This is a genomic window from Citrobacter sedlakii NBRC 105722, from assembly GCF_000759835.1.
GTDB lineage: Bacteria > Pseudomonadota > Gammaproteobacteria > Enterobacterales > Enterobacteriaceae > Citrobacter_A > Citrobacter_A sedlakii.
This window is the reverse complement of the sequence record NZ_BBNB01000013.1, coordinates 137,037-156,940: the sequence shown is the minus strand read 5'-3', so window position 1 is coordinate 156,940 and position 19,904 is coordinate 137,037. Positions and strand designations below refer to the sequence as shown.

Below are 19,904 nucleotides of genomic sequence, written 5' to 3'. Positions count from 1 at the left end.
GTGCAACCAGTGTACGGCAAAGAGACGATGCTTTGTAGGCCAGATAAAGCGAAGCCGCCAACTGGCCTGTATGGCCTAATGGCGCGTAGCTTATCAGGCCTCTGTTTCCGTTAATTATTGATGCTTGTTTTTCCCAATAGGCTTACCGGACCAGTAACCGGCCAGCAGTGAGCCGGAAAGGTTGTGCCAGACCGAGAACAGCGCGCCGGGCAGGGCGGCGAGCGGGCCAAAGTAGATTTTCCCCAGCGCCGCGGCGAGGCCGGAGTTTTGCATGCCCACTTCAATCGCCAGCGTCCGGCAGGTGGATTCATCAAACCCGAACAGGCGTCCGCCCCAGTAGCCGCCGAGCAAACCGAGGGTGTTATGCAGGATCACCGCTATAATCACCACAAAGCCGACCGAGGCAATATGCGAGGCGGAACCGGCCACCACGGCGCTGATGATCGCCAGAATGCAGACCATCGAAAACGCGGGTAAATAGGGCTCTACCGCTTTTACCACGCGGGGAAACAAATGGTGCACCACCAGACCCAGAGCGATCGGGATCACCACTATCTGCAAAATGCTGAGCAGCATGCCCATCACATCCACCTGAATGTGCGCATCAACGTACAGCCGCGTCAGCAACGGCGTCGCCACCACCCCGACCAGCGTCGAGACGGACGAGATGGTGACGGAGAGCGCCACATCACCCTTCGCCAGATAAATCATCACGTTTGAGGCCGTGCCGCTGGCGACGCTGCCCACCAGCACCATACCTGCGGACAGTTCCGGCGGCATCCTGAACGCCAGCGCCAGCACCCAGGCCGCGAGCGGCATCAGCAGATAATGCAGGAAAATCCCGGCAGCCACCGGCGCAGGCCGGGAAAGCACGCGTTTGAAATCGTCAACCTTAAGGTGAACGCCCATGCCGAACATAATCAGCATCAGTAGGGTGGCGATCCACGGACCGACCGGCGTAAAAGTGGAGGGGGTGTAATACGCAATAACAGAGAGCAGCAGCGCCCATAATGGGAACAGCCGCGTGAGAGTGGCCAGCATGTTTCATTCCTTGCGATAAGTGTGTTGTGTCGTTATAAACAGGCCGGGATCGAGCCTGGCCATGCTTATTGTTTATCGCGGAAGCGTTTAATATTCAAACAATTTATGTTTGTCGGAAGCATTGTGCGGACGGTAATGAAATAAAAAGGCCCGATAACGCTTGCGCGCATCGGGCCTTCCGGCATAAAAATTCAATCACTCAAACAAATTATGGTGCAGCTTCTGCACAACCTGTTCAGCTTCTGCGCCCGGCACCAGGAAGCACAGGTTATGGCTGGATGCCCCGTAGCAGATCATACGGATGTTAAACGGTTCCAGCACGCCAAACACCTCTTTGCCGACGCCGCAGGCTTTCGACAGATCGTTGCCAATCAGGGCCACCAGCGCCAGACCTTCTTCGACTTCCACCCGACACAGCGCGGACAGTTCCATCAACAGTGACTGCGTCAGCAGCGTATCGCCGGTCGAGGTTGAACCGGTGGTGTCGAGGGTCAGCGCCACGCTGACTTCCGACGTGGTAATCAGATCGACCGAGATATTATGACGCGCGAGAATACCGAACACTTCGGCCAGGAAGCCACGCGAATGCAGCATATTCAGGCTGTGCAGGGTGAGCAGCGTCTGCTTGCGGCGCAGCGCCAACGCGCGGAACAGTGGCGGGTTTTGGGTTTTGTTGCACACCAGCGTACCGCCCGCTTTTGGGTCTTTGCTCGATCCGACAAAAACCGGGATGTCACTGCGTACCGCCGGCAGTAGAGTCGCGGGATGGAGAACTTTTGCGCCAAAGGTGGCCATTTCCGCGGCTTCTTCGAAGGCGATTTCGTCGATGCGTTTTGCCGCCGGCACGACGCGGGGATCGGTGGTGTAAATGCCCGGAACGTCCGTCCAGATATCCACTCGCGTCGCGTTCAGCGCTTCGGCCAGCAGCGCTGCCGTGTAGTCACTACCGCCGCGACCCAGCGTCGTGGTGCGGCCTTTGCTTTCGCTGCCAATAAAGCCCTGGGTGATGATCAGCCCTTCGCTCAGGCGCGGCGCCAGCTGCAGCGATGCCAGTTCCGCCAGCGCGGCAACGTCCGGCTCGGCACGACCAAAGCGATCGTTCGTCCGCATGATTTTCCGTACGTCGAACCACTGCGCCTGCACGTTGCGTTCGCGCAGGATCTCAACAAACAGCAGGGTCGACATCAGTTCGCCGTGGCTGACCAGCTCGTCTGTCAGCGCTGCCGAGGTGGCTAATGAGGCGGCTTCCGCCAGCGTGGTGATATTTTCCAGCAGGCGTTCGATCTCTTCACGGATCACGTTCGGGTAACGCAGGCGTTCAAGAATATCGAACTGAATTTGCCGAATGGCGTCGAGTTTTTCAAAACGCGCAGGCGGCTCCAGTCCCTCCGCCAGCGCAACCAACAGATTGGTGATACCCGCCGAAGCGGAAAGCACCACCACGCGCACGTTGGTGTCGGAAAGCACCACGTCGGCGCTACGGTTCATGGCATCAAAATCGGCTACGCTGGTACCGCCAAATTTGGAGACGACTAGCTCTGTCATAACAACCTCGTGTCAGGGAATGAGAAAGCGACCATGGCACAAGGGCAAAACAGAAACCGGTGCAGGCGCAAATGCAAATTTAACTCGCGTATTTATAAATAAAATGAGTGGCCTGGACTGTCAACGCCGGGATTATGCGGATTTTTTATGCTGCGTTTAGGCTCAGTAAAGGTGCTAATAACGTCTATACTTTTGGCTTCTTTTCATTTCGTTTGACCATGGCCAGGGCAACGGCATTAAAACAATCACACTTTTCGGTGACTGGCGTTACAATCGATCCCAGTCACAATTCTCAAATCAGAAGAGTATTGCTCATGAAAAACATCAACCCGACGCAGACTTCTGCCTGGCAGGCACTCCAGAAACACTTTAACGAGATGAAGGACGTTACCATCGCGGATCTGTTCGCGAAGGATAGCGATCGCTTCAGCAAATTCTCCGCAACGTTTGACGATCTGATGCTGGTGGATTTCTCCAAAAACCGCATCACGGAAGAAACGCTGAGCAAACTGCAGGATCTGGCGAAAGAGACCGATCTGGCGGGCGCCATCAAGTCCATGTTCTCCGGCGAGAAAATCAACCGTACTGAAGACCGCGCCGTGTTGCACGTGGCGCTGCGTAACCGTAGCAATACCCCCATTATCGTTGACGGCAAAGATGTGATGCCGGAAGTCAACGCGGTACTCGAGAAGATGAAAACCTTCTCTGAAGCGATCATTTCCGGTCGCTGGAAGGGTTACACCGGCAAAGCGATTACCGACGTGGTGAATATCGGTATTGGCGGCTCCGACCTTGGTCCGTTCATGGTTACCGAAGCGTTGCGTCCGTACAAAAATCACCTGAACATGCACTTCGTTTCCAACGTCGATGGCACCCACATCGCTGAAGTGCTGAAGACAGTGAATCCGGAAACCACTCTGTTCCTGGTCGCCTCCAAAACCTTCACCACTCAGGAGACCATGACCAACGCCCACAGCGCGCGCGACTGGTTCCTGAAAACCGCCGGTGACGAAAAGCATGTGGCGAAGCACTTCGCGGCGCTGTCCACCAACGCGAAAGCGGTCGGCGAGTTCGGTATTGATACCGCCAACATGTTTGAATTCTGGGACTGGGTGGGCGGCCGTTACTCTCTGTGGTCAGCGATTGGTCTGTCGATTATCCTCTCTGTGGGCTACGACAATTTTGTTGAGTTGCTCTCCGGCGCGCATGCAATGGACAAGCACTTCTCCACCACCGCGCCAGAGAAAAACCTGCCGGTGCTGCTGGCGCTGATCGGTATCTGGTACAACAACTTCTTTGGCGCAGAAACCGAAGCGATTCTGCCGTACGACCAGTATATGCACCGCTTTGCGGCCTACTTCCAACAGGGCAACATGGAATCCAACGGCAAATACGTTGACCGTAACGGCAATCCGGTGGATTACCAGACGGGTCCCATCATCTGGGGCGAGCCGGGCACTAACGGCCAGCACGCGTTCTACCAGCTGATCCACCAGGGCACCAAAATGGTACCGTGCGACTTTATCGCCCCGGCGATTACGCACAACCCGCTGTCCGACCACCATCCGAAGCTGCTGTCTAACTTCTTCGCCCAGACCGAAGCGCTGGCGTTTGGTAAATCCCGCGAGGTGGTTGAGCAGGAATACCGCGACCAGGGTAAAGATCCGGCGACGCTTGAGCACGTTGTGCCGTTCAAAGTGTTCGAAGGCAACCGCCCGACCAACTCTATCCTGCTGCGCGAAATCACGCCGTTTAGCCTGGGCGCGCTGATCGCGCTGTATGAGCATAAAATCTTCACTCAGGGCGTGATTCTTAACATCTTCACTTTTGACCAGTGGGGCGTAGAGCTGGGCAAGCAGCTGGCTAACCGTATTCTGCCAGAGCTGAATGATGATAAAGAGATCAGCAGCCATGACAGTTCAACCAACGGGTTAATCAACCGCTATAAAGCCTGGCGCTAATCGGCTTTGAAACGCAGCCGTAGCGGCTGCGTTCATGCTGTCATTCCAATGAATTTGTCGAACTCATTTTAAGCCGATATTCATATCGGCTTTTTTATAAGATAATTCTGTTTGTCCGTGCTGATGCGCAAATAATGATATTGAGCTTAATCCTAAAATAATGAATACCCCTAAAATCACCCTGAGTTATTTTAGGAAAATACGGAGGGTAAAGGCATACGCATGAAATTTCAACGCATTGATTATAAAGCGTAATCATATTTACATTAAAATCAATTGCTCACCAAAAGTCCAATTATCCTAAAACGACTTCGCTATTTAGACCCGCCGCAATCCGCATGCTTTAGTTGTGTATACTCGATCCCGCCCGAAACGCTTTTGGGTAAATCTCCATTCATTCAATGAAGGGAAATTGTTATGAAAAAAGTTCTGTATGGCATTTTTGCCATATCTGCGCTTGCGGCGAGCTCTGTCTACGCAGCCCCCGTTCAGGTGGGTGAAGCGGCAGGTTCGGCGGCGACGTCGGTGTCAGCGGGCAGTTCCTCCGCGACCAGCGCCAGCACCGTAAGCTCAGCGGTGGGTGTCGCTCTGGCGGCAACCGGCGGCGGTGACGGTTCCAATACCGGGACCACCACCACCACGACCACCAGTACCCAGTAACACCGGTACGTTTAACCATAACCACACTTCGGTGTGGTTATTTTAGATTTCCGAAAGCCTGTGGGCCTGAAGGACAGGGTTACGCACCCCTGGCAACCATGCGGAGAAGAGTCGTGAAGCGACCTGGAATCATCTTTATTTGCCTGCTGTTACAGGCATGCTCAGCCACCACCAAAGAACTGGGCAACTCACTGTGGGACAGCATGTTCGGTACGCCTGGCGTCCAACTGACGGACGACGATATCCAGAATATGCCCTATGCCAGTCAGTATATGCAGCTTAACGGCGGACCGCAGCTGTTCGTGGTGCTCGCCTTCGCGGAGAACGGGCAGCAGAAATGGGTGACCCAGGATCAGGCGACTCTCGTGACCCAGCATGGTCGGTTGGTGAAAACGCTGCTCGGCGGCGACAACCTTATAGAGGTCAATAACCTCGCTGAAGACCCGCTAAGAAAGCCCAACCAGATCGTCGACGGCGCCACCTGGATCCGCACGATGGGCTGGACCGAATTCAGGCAGGTTCGCTACGCCACCGCGCGCTCGGTCTTTACGTGGGACGGCAGCGATACGGTGAAGGTGGGCAGTGATGAAACGCCGGTACGTGTGCTGGACGAGGCGGTGACCACCGACCAGGCACGCTGGCATAACCGCTACTGGGTAGACAGCGAAGGGCAGATTCGCCAGTCAGAGCAGTATCTGGGGGCGGACTTCTTCCCGGTGAAAACCACGCTGATCAAGGCGGCAAAATCATGATGAGACGAACGCTTACCGCGCTGCTCTTGAGCCTGAGCGCGTCATCGGTTATTGCCGCGGGCACCGTCAAGGTCTTTATGGCAGGGGGCGAGGAAGCCAAAACGCTGACCGGCGCGGAACACCTGATCGATCTGGTCGGCCAGCCGAGGCTGGCGAACAGCTGGTGGCCGGGGGCGGTCATTAGCGAAGAACAGGCTACCGCCACGGCACTGCGTCAACAGCAGGCGCTGGTCGCGCGACTGGCGGCGCTGAGCGCGGAAGAGAGCGGTGACGATGCCGCCGCTATCAACACCCTGCGCCAGCAAATTCAGGCGCTGAAGATCACCGGCAGGCAACATATCACGCTCGACCCGGACGTGGTGCGCGTTAGCGAACGCGGTAATCCGCCGCTCCAGGGAAACTACACGCTGTGGGTAGGCGCGCAGCCCACGGAGGTCACTCTGTTCGGCCTGCTGAGCCGTCCCGGAAAACAACCGTTTATGCCCGGACGCGATGTCACCCATTATCTTGACGGACAAAACCTGCTCAGTGGCGCGGATCGCAGCTACGCGTGGGTTGTTTATCCTGATGGACGCAGTCAGAAAGTGCCGGTCGCTTACTGGAATAAGCGTCACGTTGAACCGATGCCGGGCAGTATCATTTTTGTAGGGCTTGACGATTCTGTCTGGAGCAGCGAACCGGACGCGCTGAACGCCGACATTCTCCATACCCTGACGCAGCGGATACCCGAATAATGAAAAAAACACATCTGCTCAGCTTACTGGCGCTGGGCATCAGCGCGGCCTGCCACGCCGAAACGTACCCGGCGCCCATTGGCCCCTCTCAGTCTGACTTTGGCGGCGTAGGATTATTACAAACCCCGACCGCGCGCATGGCGCGTGAGGGTGAGCTGAGTCTCAACTATCGTGATAACGATCAGTACCGTTACTACTCGGCTTCCGTACAGCTTTTCCCCTGGCTGGAAACCACACTGCGTTATACCGACGTGCGAACCCGACAATACAGTAGCGTAGAGTCTTTCTCCGGCGATCAAACCTATAAAGATAAAGCCTTCGATCTGAAGCTGCGACTTTGGGAAGAAAGCTACTGGATGCCGCAGGTGGCGGTGGGCGCGCGGGATATCGGGGGGACCGGCCTGTTTGACGCCGAATACATCGTGGCGAGCAAGGCCTGGGGTCCGTTTGATTTTTCACTTGGGCTCGGCTGGGGTTATCTGGGGACCAGCGGCAACGTCACAAACCCGCTGTGTTCCTACAGCGACAAATATTGTTACCGCGATAATAGCTATAAGCAGGCGGGATCCATTGACGGTAGCCAGATGTTCCACGGCCCGGCTTCGCTGTTTGGCGGCGTTGAATACCAGACACCCTGGCAGCCGCTACGTCTGAAGCTGGAATATGAAGGGAATAATTACCAGCAGGACTTCGCGGGCAAGCTGGAACAGAAAAGCAAGTTTAACGTCGGCGCCATTTATCGCGTCACCGATTGGGCCGACGTTAACCTCAGCTATGAGCGCGGCAACACCTTTATGTTTGGCGTCACGCTGCGTACAAACTTCAACGATTTGCGCCCCTCTTACAGCGATAACGCCCGACCGAAATACCAACCGCAGCCTCAGGACGCGATCCTGCAACACTCGGTGGTAGCGAACCAGCTTACGCTGCTGAAATACAATGCCGGACTGGCGGATCCAAAGATTCAGGTGAAGGGGGATACCTTGTATGTCACCGGCGAGCAGGTGAAATACCGCGACTCGCGTGAAGGGATTGAACGTGCGAACCGGATCGTGATGAACGATCTGCCAGAGGGGATCCGCACGATCCGCGTAACCGAAAACCGGCTTAACCTGCCGCAGGTGACCACCGAGACGGACGTCTCCAGCCTGAAACGTCATCTTGAAGGGGAACCGCTGGGACACGAAACGCCGCTGGCGCAAAAACGCCTCGAGCCTGTGGTTCCTGAAAGTACCGAGCAGGGCTGGTATATCGACAAGTCTCGCTTTGCTTTCCACATCGATCCGGTGCTGAACCAGTCCGTGGGCGGGCCGGAAAACTTCTACATGTACCAGTTGGGCGTTATGGCGACGGCCGATCTGTGGGTCACCGACCATCTGTTGACCACCGGTAGCCTGTTTGGCAACCTTGCCAACAACTATGACAAGTTTAACTACACTAATCCGCCAAATGACTCGAAGCTGCCGCGTGTGCGTACCCGGGTGCGTGAATATGTGCAGAACGACGCTTACGTCAATAACCTACAGGCCAATTACTTCCAGTATTTCGGCAACGGCTTCTACGGCCAGGTCTACGGGGGTTATCTGGAAACCATGTACGGCGGCGCGGGGGCAGAGGTTCTTTACCGTCCGGTAGACAGCAACTGGGCCTTTGGTCTCGACGCGAATTACGTGAAACAGCGTGACTGGCGCAGCGCGAAAGAGATGATGAAATTCACCGACTACAGCGTTAAGACCGGGCATTTGACCGCCTACTGGACGCCGTCGTTTGCGCAGGATGTGCTGGTGAAAGCGAGTGTCGGTCAGTATCTGGCGGGCGATAAGGGCGGAACGCTGGATATCTCTAAACGCTTCGACAGCGGCGTGGTGGTGGGCGGTTACGCCACCATCACAAATGTGTCGCCGGACGAATACGGCGAAGGGGACTTCACCAAAGGGGTGTATGTCTCGATTCCGCTGGATCTCTTCTCCGCCGGCCCGACCCGCAGCCGGGCGGCGGTTGGCTGGACGCCGCTGACGCGTGACGGTGGTCAGCAACTGGGACGTAAATTCCAGCTGTACAACATGACCAGCGACCGGAGCGTGAATTTCCGTTAATGCTGTTAGCCGGGCGGTACAGCGCTTGCCCGGCTAACGTTTTTGTCGCTCCGCTAACCGCAGCGCCATCGGATGAATAAGCAAACATAAACAAAAAATATAGATCACCGTCACATTTTTGCGTTATACAGGAACCTCGCCACTGAGAAAGAGGTGCCGTTATGACGTCATTATCTCGTCCACGCGCGGAGTTTATCTCCACCGTGCTTCAGACTGTTCTGAACCTGGGCCTGCTGAGTCTGGGGCTGATCCTCGTTGTCTTCCTCGGAAAAGAGACGCTGCATCTCGCGGATGTCTTGTTTGCGCCTGAGCAAACCAGCAAATATGAGCTGGTGGAAGGGCTGGTGGTCTATTTTCTTTATTTCGAATTTATCGCTCTGATTGTTAAGTACTTTCAGTCCGGCTTTCACTTTCCGCTACGTTATTTTGTGTATATCGGGATCACTGCGATAGTGCGGCTGATCATCGTCGATCATACCTCTCCACTGGATGTGCTGATCTACTCGGCGGCGATCCTGCTGTTGGTGATCACGCTATGGTTATGTAATTCGAAACGGCTTAAGCGGGAGTGACGCTTCAGGCAGTGTTTAAAATGTGATCTATATAGATTTAATTTAAAACTATATAGTTTTAAATGCTTTTCCATGAAACCTGAGGGCGGTGAGGGATCTCACCAGAGGTGGATGTCGTCATTCGCATTTCATGGAGAGTGCATATGTTTAGCGAAACAGGCTATGAAGAGACCGTGATGGGCCTGATTGTTAATGTCGGGCAGTGTAAAAGCTGCGCATTTAAGGCGTTACAGGAGGCCCGAAAAGGCAATTTTTCTGAATCAGCGAAGCAAATGGCCGCGTCTGAACAAGCCGCGAAAGAAGCCCACGCCTTACAAACCCGACTAATTGAATATGATGAAGGAGAAGGGAAAGTACCGGTTCATTTAATTATGGTCCATGCACAGGACCATTTAATGACGGCCATGCTCGCCCGGGAACTTATTCAGGAAATGATCGCGCTGAATTTCCCCGCTCCGCGTTAATCCTCTTTTCGACAGGGATACGGTATGTTTCAATCCTCAATACTGGGGCGGATTACTGACGCCTCGCAGAAGATGGCCGCCGAGGTTCATTTACGGAGCTTACGCGATAGTTTTATTATTGCGGTTCCCTTCCTCGTGCTGGCGGGTTTATTTATTATGCTCAATTATGTCATTCTTGATACCAATGGCCTATTGAGCAACTTTTTATCTGCCGAAGCCTTATTACGTCTGCGTAATATTGGTGAGCGAATTCTTAATGGCACGATGAATATATTATCGCTGATGCTGGTAATATTAGTGGCGTATCACGTCGCCAGTAAGAAAAAACACCCGACGCCGGTTATACCCGCGATGGTCGCGCTGGCGGTATTCTATGTATTGATGCCGCTCGAAACAACGCAAACCCTGGCAGATGGTCAGAAGATTACACTGTCGGGTATCGTGCCTTACGCTTGTACCAATGCCGGGGGCGTCTTTCTGGCGATACTCACGGCGATACTCTCAACCAATCTCTTCTTGTGGGTGTCAAAATGTCAGGCGCTACAGATTCGCCTTGGTGACGACGTCCCGCCAATGGTGGTGCAATCCTTTCAGGCCATGTTTTCGATAATGCTGACGATAGCCAGTTTCGCGCTGGCGGCGTTTGCGGTAAGCACGCTGGCGCACACAGAGGTTCAGGCCCTGATACAGCGGCTTATACAGGCGCCATTAGTGCATTTAACCACCAATCTTCCTGGCTTTCTGGTGCTGACGACGCTTACCAATATCCTGTTTGCATTAGGGATTCATCCCGGCGGTATTATCAATCCTGTCCTGGAGCCGCCGCTACTGGTGGCGATGCAGGAAAATATGGCGGCTTTTGCCAGCGGGCAAGTTCCGCCGCATATCATCGTGCTACCGTTTCGCGATCTTTACGGTCATATGGGCGGGACAGGGAGCACGCTGGCGCTGCTGCTGGCCGTATTTATTCGTAGTAAATTATCCAGCCATCGTAAATTTTCCCGAACGGTCATTGCGCCGGGCCTCTTCAATATCAACGAACCGGTAATATTTGGTTTCCCGGTGCTTTATAATCCGTTAATGATGATTCCATTCATCGTTTACCCACAAATTAATTTTATTATCGCTTATTTTTCGACGTCCTGGGGATGGGTGTCGAAAATAGTCGCGTATGTCCCGTGGTCTGTTCCGCCATTTATTTCCGGATGGCTGGGTTCCGGCGGTGATTACCGCAATGTGATTTTGCAGGCGGTTTTGCTGGCGCTGGGGGTGATTATCTATATGCCATTTTTGAAAGCCTACGAAAGCGCAATGATCAAGAACCGCAATGAAAAGGTCATCGACGAAATCGTTGCGGAGCAAAACGCTGAGACCCATGGCGATGACGCAGAAGGTATTCATCTGCTGGACGGTAAAACCATTATTCTGGCCTGCAATGAAGGCATGTCCACCTCATTGATGGCATCGAAAATGCGTAAATATACCGAGAGCCAGAGTTGCACGCTGACTGTTTATGCGGTTAACGCCGGAAAACTGGCGCAAGAGTATGAAAAGGCGCAGCTGATTTTGCTCGGGCCGCAGCTCGCTTATCTTCAGGAAACGATCGCGCAGGAGATTAATCATCACTGCCCTGTTGTCACGATAGATCCTCAGCATTTTAGCAAACTCGACGGACCCGCTGCGGTTCACGCGGCCTTATCTTTTTTTATTAAGGAATAATCATGATTAATTGTGCTTATATCGGTTTTGGTAAAAGCGCCACCCGTTATCATTTGCCGTATGTTCTGCATCGCAAAGATAAATTCAACGTTAAACGTATTTATGATATTCAGCGTAAGCCGGAAATTGAAGCCAGCGAACGCTATCAGCACATTACTTTCACGTCGAATCCTGACGATATTCTGAACGACAGCGAAATCCAACTGGTGGTGATCTGTACCCACCCTGACAGCCATTACCAATACGCAAAATTATGCCTTGAAAAAGGTAAAAACGTGCTGGTGGAGAAACCGTTTACCACCACGCTGGAGGAAGCCAAAACGCTGTTTGCGCTGGCGCGCGAAAAAGGACTTACCGTCACACCCTTTCAGAACAGACGGTTCGATAGCTGCTTTCTGACCATGAAACAGGCTATTGAGAGCGGCAAACTCGGCGATATTGTCGACATCGAAAGCCACTTCGACTATTTTCGCCCCGATGCAGAAACCTGTCCGGGCAGCGATTTCACCGGCGCGTTTTATGGCCTGGGCGTGCACACCGTTGATCAAATCCTCTCGCTATTGGGTCGTCCGCAGCAGGTTGGATACCATCTCCGTAAGCTGAGAAATCCGCATAATCCTGACGATACCTTTGAAGTACATCTCTATTACGGCACCATCACCGCGATTGTCAAAACCAGTCATCTGGTCAAAATAGCCGGGCCGCGGTTTATCGTTCATGGTACCCGGGGGTCGTTTATTCGCTATGGTATCGATCAACAAGAGACCAGCCTGAAAGCCGGTATTATGCCAGGAGACGCCGCATTTGGCGCGGATCAAGAAATGGCTGTGCTGGAATATGTGAATGCTGACGGGGATACCGTCCGCGAGACGTTTGCGGCGGTTCCGGGTGATTATGGCCGCGTTTACGATTCGCTGTATGCGACCCTGACCTGCGGAGAGGCGAATTACCTTAGTGAAAGCGAGGCGCTGACCAACCTCGAAATCCTTGAAACGGCATTTCGCCAACCGTCTCCTGCCATTGTCACCCTCGGCGGGGAGGTTGCATGATGAAACGGATCCTCAACTGTCGGGCCAGCGACTTTTCTCTCCCCGTCATGGGCGATGAGTTGCGCGAAGCCATTATGGTCAGCGAAGGGCGAGTCATTATGGCCGAGATCGCCGTACAGTCACCGCCGTTGTTTGCAGAAGTGACCAACGCGGAACTGATTAGCGCCTTCGGCGCAGATTTGCTGTTGCTGAAGGGCGTTAACTGCCTGCAACCTGAGCTCAACGGCGGCGACGGCCGGTTTGGCAACGATCCTGTCACCCAGGTGAAACGATTAACCGGGCGCTTAACTGGCGTCAGTTTTGAAATCAGCGGAGAAGGTGATGCCTCAACGCCCAATGCTTTTTCGCCCGCGCATTTCCATGCGATGGCACATGCAGATTTCTTCTGCCTCACCGGCTATGACAAACCCGGCGTCACGCCTGAACGTCTGCGCCAGGCGATTAGCCAGCTCCGTGCGCAAACAGATAAACTGATTCTGGTCGCGAAATTCTTGACGACAGGGCTGGGGCAGCCGGAAGAGTATGCCAGCTATATCCGGGCTGGCGCGCATGGCGTAATCTTTCCGGCGCCTGCGGGCTGTCGCGGCGCGTCGGAAGTCCGTGTAGCGGAAATTGTGCAGGCGGTGCACGACTGCGGCGGTCTTGCCGTCACCACCCTGAGCAGTAGTCAGGAAGGGGCGGATTGTGCTACGGTGCGCGAAATTGGCCTTGCCAGTAAGCGTTGCGGCAGCGACATGCATAATTTTGGCGACGCCGGCGTGGCGGGTATGGCCGATCCGCAGGCGCTCAATGCCTTGTCGATTGCGATTCGTGGGCGACGACATACCTGGGTGCGGATGGCGGCCTCACTATCCCGATAACAAGAACCGGCCCCGTAAGGGGCCGTTTGCGGAGGAACTATGCCGAAATATATGGACATATACCACAAGGTGCGACATCGCATTGTGGCGGGCATTTATGCTCCGGACAAAAAACTTCCCGAAGGCGCGAAACTGGCGGCTGAATTTGCCTGTAGCGAATTAACGGTGGCGAAGGCGCTGGATCTGCTGGTCAGAGAAGGTCTGGTGTTACGTAAACGCGGGCTGGGGTCTTTTGTAAAGCGTCAGGTTTCTGCCGCCAGCAATTCTCATCTCATAGGCACCGCGCAGCGGTGTGCCAGCTACGGTAAAACGTTGTCGACACGCGTCCAGCAGTATGCCGCTGTGCCTGCGAAGCAGGACATTGCGCAAAAATTGCAAATCCCGGAAGGCGAACTGGTCCATGAGATTCAGCGGGTGCGTATTATTGACGCGATCCCATCGATTGTTGAGTACACCTGGATGCCGGTGGCGCTTTTCCCTCATCTCAACCTCCGTCATATTCAGCACTCCATTTACGCTTACATTACCCGTGAACTGGGGCAGATTATTCACAGTGCGCATATGACGGTAACCGGGCGGAACGCCAGTGACCAGGAGCGGCAGTGGCTGGACTTAAGCGAGCCGACTATCCTGATTCAGGTGGAACAAACGGCCTTTCTCGACAATGGTCGCCTTTTCGAGTACTCCTGCGCGCGTCATCTCTGGCATACCTTTAATTTCGAAACCGACTTTGTACGTGTCTAGCGTTGCGCTAAACAGCAAAAGGCGGCCCGCAGGCCGCCGTTGAAGGTCAGAGTAATCACTGTGCGGGGGCTTCGCGGGATTTTTTCTCCGCAGGTGCCCACAGTTCTTCCAGTTCTTCCAGCGTCTTGCCTTTGGTCTCCGGCACGAACTTCCACATAAACAGCGCTGCCAGCACGCCCATACAACCGTAAATCCAGTAGGAGAAACCGTTGTGGAAATGAGCGACCAGCCACGAATTTTTGTCCATCATTGGGAAAGTCCAGGAGACAAAATAGTTTGCCAGCCACTGAGCGGCGACGGCGATAGCCAGCGCTTTGCCACGAATCGCGTTCGGGAAGATTTCCGCCAACAGAACCCAGCATACCGGACCCCACGACATGGCAAACGCGGCGACGTAGAACAGCATCGACAGCAGGGCGACGATTCCCGGCGCCTGGGTGTAAAACGCGGTGCCGAGGCTAAACATCCCGATAGCCATACCGAGCGCGCCGATGATTTGCAGCGGCTTACGGCCAAATTTATCTACCGTCATAATGGCCAGCACGGTAAAGCTCAGGTTGATCACGCCAACGATAATGGTTTGTAACAGCGCCACGTCGGTGCTGGCGCCCAGCGTCTTAAACACTTCCGGCGCGTAATAAAGGACCACGTTGATGCCGACAAACTGTTGGAATACTGAGAGCATAACGCCAATCACAATGACTCCCACACCAAACATCAGCAGGCGTCCGCCGGTTTTGCGGCCGTGCTCCAGCGACTGGTGAATCTCCTGTACGGCCTGCGTGGCGAGCGAGGATCCCATAATTTTGCGCAGAATGCCTTCGGCCTGTTCCTGTTTGCCGTGCGCCATCAGCCAGCGCGGGCTTTCCGGAACGGTATACAGCAGCAGTAAAAAGAGCAGGGCAGGAATACATTCCGAGGCGAACATATAACGCCAGCCGTTGATATTCAGCCAGGTCGCGTCGCCGGATTTGGCAATAAAATAGTTGACGCAGTACACCAGGAGTTGGCCGAAAATAATCGCGAACTGGTTAAACGAAACCAGTTTCCCGCGGATTGGCGCTGGCGCCATTTCAGCGATATACATTGGCGACAGCATGGATGCTAACCCGACGCCAATACCGCCAATGATACGATAAATAACAAATTCAGGAACGTATCCGGCCAGATAAACGGGGACGGTATTATCCGGATTGATGGTGGTAAAGCCTAATTCCGGCCAGGCGGAACCGACACCGGAAATAAAGAACAACAGTGCGGCAATTTTAAGCGAATCGCGACGACCGAAGCGGTTGCTGCAATAGCCGCCGATCGCGCCGCCAATGATGCAGCCGATCAAGGCGCTGGCGACACAGAAGCCGAGCAACGAGTTGGCGGCGGATTCACTGAGATGTTGTGGGGCAACAAAGACGGTATTCAATGACTCAACGGTACCGGATATTACCGCAGTATCGTAGCCAAATAATAACCCTCCTAATGTTGCGACTAAGGTAATCGAAAAAATATATCGGGAATTATATGGGGTGTTCATTCAGACCTGCCTTGCGGATACAGTTCTTTTTATCAGTGTCGAAGATGGTGGGTTTAACAGGCAGGTAAAACAATTATCATTTTTTACATTGCGGTTACGTAATGTCTTTTCTGTGATCTTAATTCTGTTTGTTGCGCCGGATGATAAAAGGAAAATAGAAAAGCAGTGACCGTGAGCACGAAAGATAATAATCATAACGGCATTATCAAATAACATAAAAAAAGGCGCTCCGGGGAGCGCCGAATTACAGTCACAAGTTGGATAAATACACGTTGAGGGTGCAGTGGCATTGCCCGTTTCCGGGCGGGTACAGCGTAAAACTTATCCTTTCACACCGCCTGCCGTCAGGCCGTTAACCAGCCAGCGCTGGGCCAGCAGGAACACCAGGGTGATCGGAATAGCAGAAAGCACAGCCGCCGCGGCAAAATCGCCCCACAGATAGTTTTGTGGGTTGAGATATTGCTGCATCCCCACGGCCAGGGTATAGCTGTTGACATCACGCAGTAACAGAGAAGCAACCGGCACTTCAGTGATGGCGGCGATAAACGACAGGATAAACACCACCGCCAGAATCGGTACCGACAGCGGCAACAATACCAGGCGGAAAGCCTGCCACGGCGTGGCGCCATCCAGCGCTGCCGCTTCTTCCAGCGAGCCGTCGATGGTTTCGAAATAGCCTTTAATGGTCCAGACGTGCAGCGCAATACCGCCAAGATAGGCGAAGATCACCCCGCCGTGCGTGTTCAGGCCGATAAACGGAATGTACTGACCAAGACGGTCAAACAAGGCATACAATGCCACCAGCGACAGGACCGCCGGGAACATCTGGAAAATCAACATCCCTTTAAGCAGCGTGGCTTTACCCGGAAAGCGCATGCGGGCAAAGGCGTAAGCGCAAGTGGTCGAGAGCGCCACGATACCGATGGCGGTGATCCCGGCAATCTTCACCGAGTTCCACAGCCACAACAGTACCGGGAAGGGTGGCGGCGTGACCCGGCCATCAGCATGCTCGACGCTGAAGCCCAGCGCCAGCCGCCAGTGCTCCCAGGAGATTTTTTCCGGGATCAGACTGCCGGTGGCAAAGTTCCCTTCACGTAGTGAGATCGCGATAACCATCAGCAGGGGGAACATGATCGCCGCGATAAAAATCAGCAGCCCTAAGTGCGTCACGAGGAGGCGCAGCTTTTGAGATTTGGGTTGAACCATAGCCATGATCGATGCCCTCCTTAGTCAAATTTCATTCGTGTGGCTTTCAGGTTAACGATAGCCAGCGCGCCCACCAGCAGGAAAATCAGCGTGGCGATTGCCGCCGCCAGACCAAAGTCCTGCCCGCCGCCGCCTTCAAAGGCGATGCGGTAGGTATAGCTGACGAGCAGGTCGGTATACCCGGCTGGCGTGGTGGTGCCGAGACGATCCGGGCCACCGTTGGTCAGCAGTTGAATCAGCACGAAGTTGTTAAAGTTAAAGGCGAAGCTGGCGATCATTAGCGGCGTCAACGGTTTAATCAGCAGCGGCAGCGTAATTTTGAAGAAGTTCTGGAACGGGCCTGCGCCGTCCATCGCCGACGCTTCGTACAGGTCGTCCGGGATGGCCTTCAGCAGCCCCATGCACAGGATCATCATGTACGGATAACCCAGCCAGGTATTCACGATGATAATCATCGAGCGGGCGGTCAGCGGGTCGCTGAACCAGGCCGGTTTGATACCGAACAGCGCGCTCAGCATCATGTTGATTTCACCAAAACTCTGGTTAAACAGCCCTTTGAAAATCAGAATCGAGATAAACGACGGGACGGCATACGGCAGAATCAGCAGTACACGATAAATCGCTTTGCCTTTCAGCGACTCCCACTGCACGAGGCAGGCCAGCACCATACCGACTGCGACGGTAAGGATGACGGTCAGCACCGAGAACACGACGGTCCAGACGAAGATGGCGAAGAACGGCTTCTGAATGCCTTCGTCGGTGAAGACGCGGGTGAAGTTATCCCAGCCGATAGTGACCGTGTAGCCCGGACTCAGTTTTTCATCGCCCCAGTTGCCATCGGCGTTAATGGACTGATAAAAACCGATGTTGTTGTTCGGACGGTACTGTACGCCGTTCTGGTTATTGGTGAGCGTGCCGTCGTCGGCCAGCGTGTACAGCGGTCTGGTGCCGGAGAACTGGCGCAGCGAGCTCATGATGACTTTGCTTTCATCCGGCAGCACGGCGGTGATCTGGTTCAGCGCCTGGCGATTCTGGGTAATGACGCGCAGGTTGGCGCGCTCGCCGGAAGGCAGGGCGTCCGCTGCTTTTAACTCGAGTTTCTGCTCGCCGCCAAATGTGAAGGCGTCAGAAACGTAATATTTACCGGTTTCCCCGTCGGTCAGCGCCAACTGCCAGTCGTCGCCCGCCGGGTATAATCCAAAGTTATAGGCTTTACCCGCCTGATAAGAGCGGTCCAGCAGAACCTGTTGCGCGCGCTCTTGCGCCAGTTGGTTGGTGCTGCTGTAGTTAGTAAACGCAATGGCTATAGTGCAGATCAGCGGAAACAGGACGAACAGCCCCATCCCGGCGAGACCCGGATAAACATAGCGCCAGGCGTATGCTTTACGGTTAGCGAAAATGTACAGGCCAACAGAGCTTAAAATCAGCGTCATGATGGCGAACAGATACTCCCCTTGTGCGTACATTAAAACTACAAGGTAACCCACCAGCAGGCCAAGCAGACCGATCGCCGACCACTTCAGCGCGTCGCTTTGCCACCAATGTTTCTTTTTAATGACATCCATGGGGATCTTCCTCAACAACATTGAAATCCTGCAGGTCAGTGTGTCTGATGGCGCTGCGCTTATCCGGCCTGCAGCGTTATGCAGACCGGATAAAGCGCGGATGCCGCCATCCGGCACCTTACCTGTACATTACTTGGTGATACGGCCCTGCGCGTCCTTCAGCGCGGCGTCAACAGTCTGGCGACCGCTGGCGGCGTTGATTACCGCTGTGCGTACCGCATACCAGAAGGCGGACATTTGCGGAATGTTCGGCATGATTTCGCCTTTCTGGGCGTTATCCATGGTGGCGGCAATACGTGGGTCTTTGGCTAACTGATCCTGATAGGATTTCAGCGCCACGGCGCCCAACGGTTTGTCCTTGTTCACATCCGCCAGGCCTTCGTCGGTCAGCAGGTAGTTTTCAAGGAACTCTTTCGCCAGCTCTTTGTTCGGGCTGGCGGCGTTAATACCGGCGCTCAGCACGCCCACGAACGGTTTTGACGGCTTGCCTTTGAAGGTCGGCAGCAGGGTAACGCCGTAGTTCACTTTGCTCTTGTCGATGTTTGACCACGCCCACGGACCGTTAATGGTCATTGCCGTTTCGCCTTTGTTAAAGGCCGCTTCGGCGATGGAGTAATCGGTATCCGCGTTCATGTGTTTGTTCTTGATGAGGTCAACCAGGAAGGTCAGACCGGCTTTCGCGCCCGCGCTGTCCACGCCGACATCTTTCACGTCGTACTTGCCGTTTTCAAACTTGAACGCGTAACCGCCGTCAGCGGCGATCAGCGGCCAGGTGAAGTACGGCTCCTGCAGGTTGAACATCAGCGCGCTCTTACCTTTCGCTTTCAGTTCTTTATCCAGCGCCGGAATTTCTTCCCAGGTCTTCGGTGGGTTTGGTACCAGGTCTTTGTTATAAATCAGCGACAGCGCTTCGACCGCGATAGGGTAGGCGATCAGCTTGCCGTTATAACGCACCGCATCCCAGGTAAACGGATACAGTTTGTCCTGGAACGCTTTGTCCGGGGTGATCTCAGCCAGCAGGCCAGACTGCGCGTAGCCGCCAAAGCGGTCATGCGCCCAGAAGATAATGTCCGGGCCGTCACCGGTGGCCGCGACCTGCGGGAATTTTTCTTCCAGCTTGTCCGGATGCTCAACGGTCACTTTAATGCCGGTGTCTTTCTCGAATTTTTTGCCCACTTCGGCCAGGCCGTTATAGCCCTTGTCGCCGTTAATCCAGATAACCAGCTTGCCTTCTTCAATTTTGGCGAGCGCAGGTGCGGAAATCATCATTGCTGCGAGGGCGGACAATGCGAAAACGCGTGCGCCAGTCTTAATCTTCATATCTGCCATCCTTTTGGTGATGTGCTCGTGGTACGACTTCAGTGGTTCAACGTGCCCCAGTCTCCTTAATTGACATCCTCTTTCC

The 19,904-nt window shown here is 54.3% G+C and carries 17 protein-coding genes; 11 read left to right on the top strand and 6 right to left on the bottom strand.

The window, feature by feature from the left end; all coding sequences use genetic code 11:
* Positions 1-114: 114 nt before the first annotated feature.
* Together panS and lysC are read right to left on the bottom strand one after the other, a co-directional pair.
* Positions 115-1,041, bottom strand: coding sequence for a ketopantoate/pantoate/pantothenate transporter PanS (gene panS, locus CSE01S_RS17895; RefSeq protein ID WP_042291287.1), 927 nt, complete (start codon positions 1,039-1,041; stop codon positions 115-117).
* A gap of 195 nt (positions 1,042-1,236) precedes the next feature.
* Complete coding sequence (gene lysC / locus CSE01S_RS17890) at positions 1,237-2,586, bottom strand: lysine-sensitive aspartokinase 3 (protein ID WP_042291284.1); 1,350 nt, start codon at positions 2,584-2,586, stop codon at positions 1,237-1,239.
* A 314-nt stretch (positions 2,587-2,900) separates the two neighbouring features.
* Here lysC and pgi point away from each other — a divergent pair, with 314 nt between their 5' ends.
* From pgi to CSE01S_RS17835, 11 genes are all read left to right on the top strand, one after another.
* Positions 2,901-4,547, top strand: a complete 1,647-nt coding sequence (gene pgi, locus CSE01S_RS17885) for a glucose-6-phosphate isomerase (protein ID WP_042291280.1) — start codon at positions 2,901-2,903, stop codon at positions 4,545-4,547.
* Between the two features lie 417 nt (positions 4,548-4,964).
* Positions 4,965-5,207, top strand: coding sequence for an exopolysaccharide production protein YjbE (yjbE, locus tag CSE01S_RS17880; protein WP_042291277.1), 243 nt, complete (start codon positions 4,965-4,967; stop codon positions 5,205-5,207).
* A 113-nt stretch (positions 5,208-5,320) separates the two neighbouring features.
* Positions 5,321-5,959: a YjbF family lipoprotein gene (locus CSE01S_RS17875; protein ID WP_042291275.1), complete on the top strand. Its 639-nt coding sequence runs from the start codon at positions 5,321-5,323 to the stop codon at positions 5,957-5,959.
* Positions 5,956-6,693: a capsule biosynthesis GfcC family protein gene (locus CSE01S_RS17870; protein ID WP_042291268.1), complete on the top strand. Its 738-nt coding sequence runs from the start codon at positions 5,956-5,958 to the stop codon at positions 6,691-6,693. Before CSE01S_RS17875 ends, CSE01S_RS17870 begins: the two co-directional genes overlap by 4 nt.
* Entirely contained in the window at positions 6,693-8,789 is a 2,097-nt protein-coding gene (locus CSE01S_RS17865) for a YjbH domain-containing protein (protein ID WP_042291266.1), read from the top strand. The genes CSE01S_RS17870 and CSE01S_RS17865 overlap by 1 nt, the downstream gene beginning before the upstream one ends.
* A 161-nt stretch (positions 8,790-8,950) precedes the next feature.
* Entirely contained in the window at positions 8,951-9,361 is a 411-nt protein-coding gene (gene psiE / locus CSE01S_RS17860) for a phosphate-starvation-inducible protein PsiE (RefSeq protein ID WP_042291264.1), read from the top strand.
* A gap of 143 nt (positions 9,362-9,504) precedes the next feature.
* Positions 9,505-9,825: a PTS lactose/cellobiose transporter subunit IIA gene (locus CSE01S_RS17855; RefSeq protein ID WP_042291262.1), complete on the top strand. Its 321-nt coding sequence runs from the start codon at positions 9,505-9,507 to the stop codon at positions 9,823-9,825.
* A gap of 24 nt (positions 9,826-9,849) precedes the next feature.
* Positions 9,850-11,544, top strand: a complete 1,695-nt coding sequence (locus tag CSE01S_RS17850) for a PTS transporter subunit EIIC (RefSeq protein WP_042291261.1) — start codon at positions 9,850-9,852, stop codon at positions 11,542-11,544.
* On the top strand, positions 11,544-12,593 hold the full coding sequence (locus CSE01S_RS17845) for an oxidoreductase (protein ID WP_042291258.1): 1,050 nt from the start codon (positions 11,544-11,546) through the stop codon (positions 12,591-12,593). The genes CSE01S_RS17850 and CSE01S_RS17845 overlap by 1 nt, the downstream gene beginning before the upstream one ends.
* Positions 12,590-13,453: a DUF7916 family protein gene (locus CSE01S_RS17840; RefSeq protein WP_084589032.1), complete on the top strand. Its 864-nt coding sequence runs from the start codon at positions 12,590-12,592 to the stop codon at positions 13,451-13,453. The genes CSE01S_RS17845 and CSE01S_RS17840 overlap by 4 nt, the downstream gene beginning before the upstream one ends.
* 39 nt (positions 13,454-13,492) lie before the next feature.
* The gene (locus CSE01S_RS17835) at positions 13,493-14,197 is read left to right on the top strand and encodes a GntR family transcriptional regulator (RefSeq protein ID WP_042291256.1); all 705 of its coding nucleotides are present in this window, start codon (positions 13,493-13,495) and stop codon (positions 14,195-14,197) included.
* Between the two features lie 55 nt (positions 14,198-14,252).
* Here CSE01S_RS17835 and xylE read toward each other — a convergent pair whose 3' ends face one another.
* From xylE to malE, 4 genes are all read right to left on the bottom strand, one after another.
* Entirely contained in the window at positions 14,253-15,728 is a 1,476-nt protein-coding gene (xylE, locus tag CSE01S_RS17830; protein ID WP_042291255.1) for a D-xylose transporter XylE, read from the bottom strand.
* 321 nt (positions 15,729-16,049) lie between these two features.
* Positions 16,050-16,940 (bottom strand): maltose ABC transporter permease MalG, encoded by an 891-nt coding sequence (malG, locus tag CSE01S_RS17825; protein ID WP_042291250.1) that lies wholly within the window; start codon positions 16,938-16,940, stop codon positions 16,050-16,052.
* A gap of 14 nt (positions 16,941-16,954) precedes the next feature.
* Positions 16,955-18,499: a maltose ABC transporter permease MalF gene (gene malF / locus CSE01S_RS17820; protein WP_042291248.1), complete on the bottom strand. Its 1,545-nt coding sequence runs from the start codon at positions 18,497-18,499 to the stop codon at positions 16,955-16,957.
* Positions 18,500-18,628: 129 nt separating this feature from the next.
* Complete coding sequence (gene malE / locus CSE01S_RS17815; RefSeq protein ID WP_042291245.1) at positions 18,629-19,819, bottom strand: maltose/maltodextrin ABC transporter substrate-binding protein MalE; 1,191 nt, start codon at positions 19,817-19,819, stop codon at positions 18,629-18,631.
* Positions 19,820-19,904 lie beyond the last annotated feature (85 nt).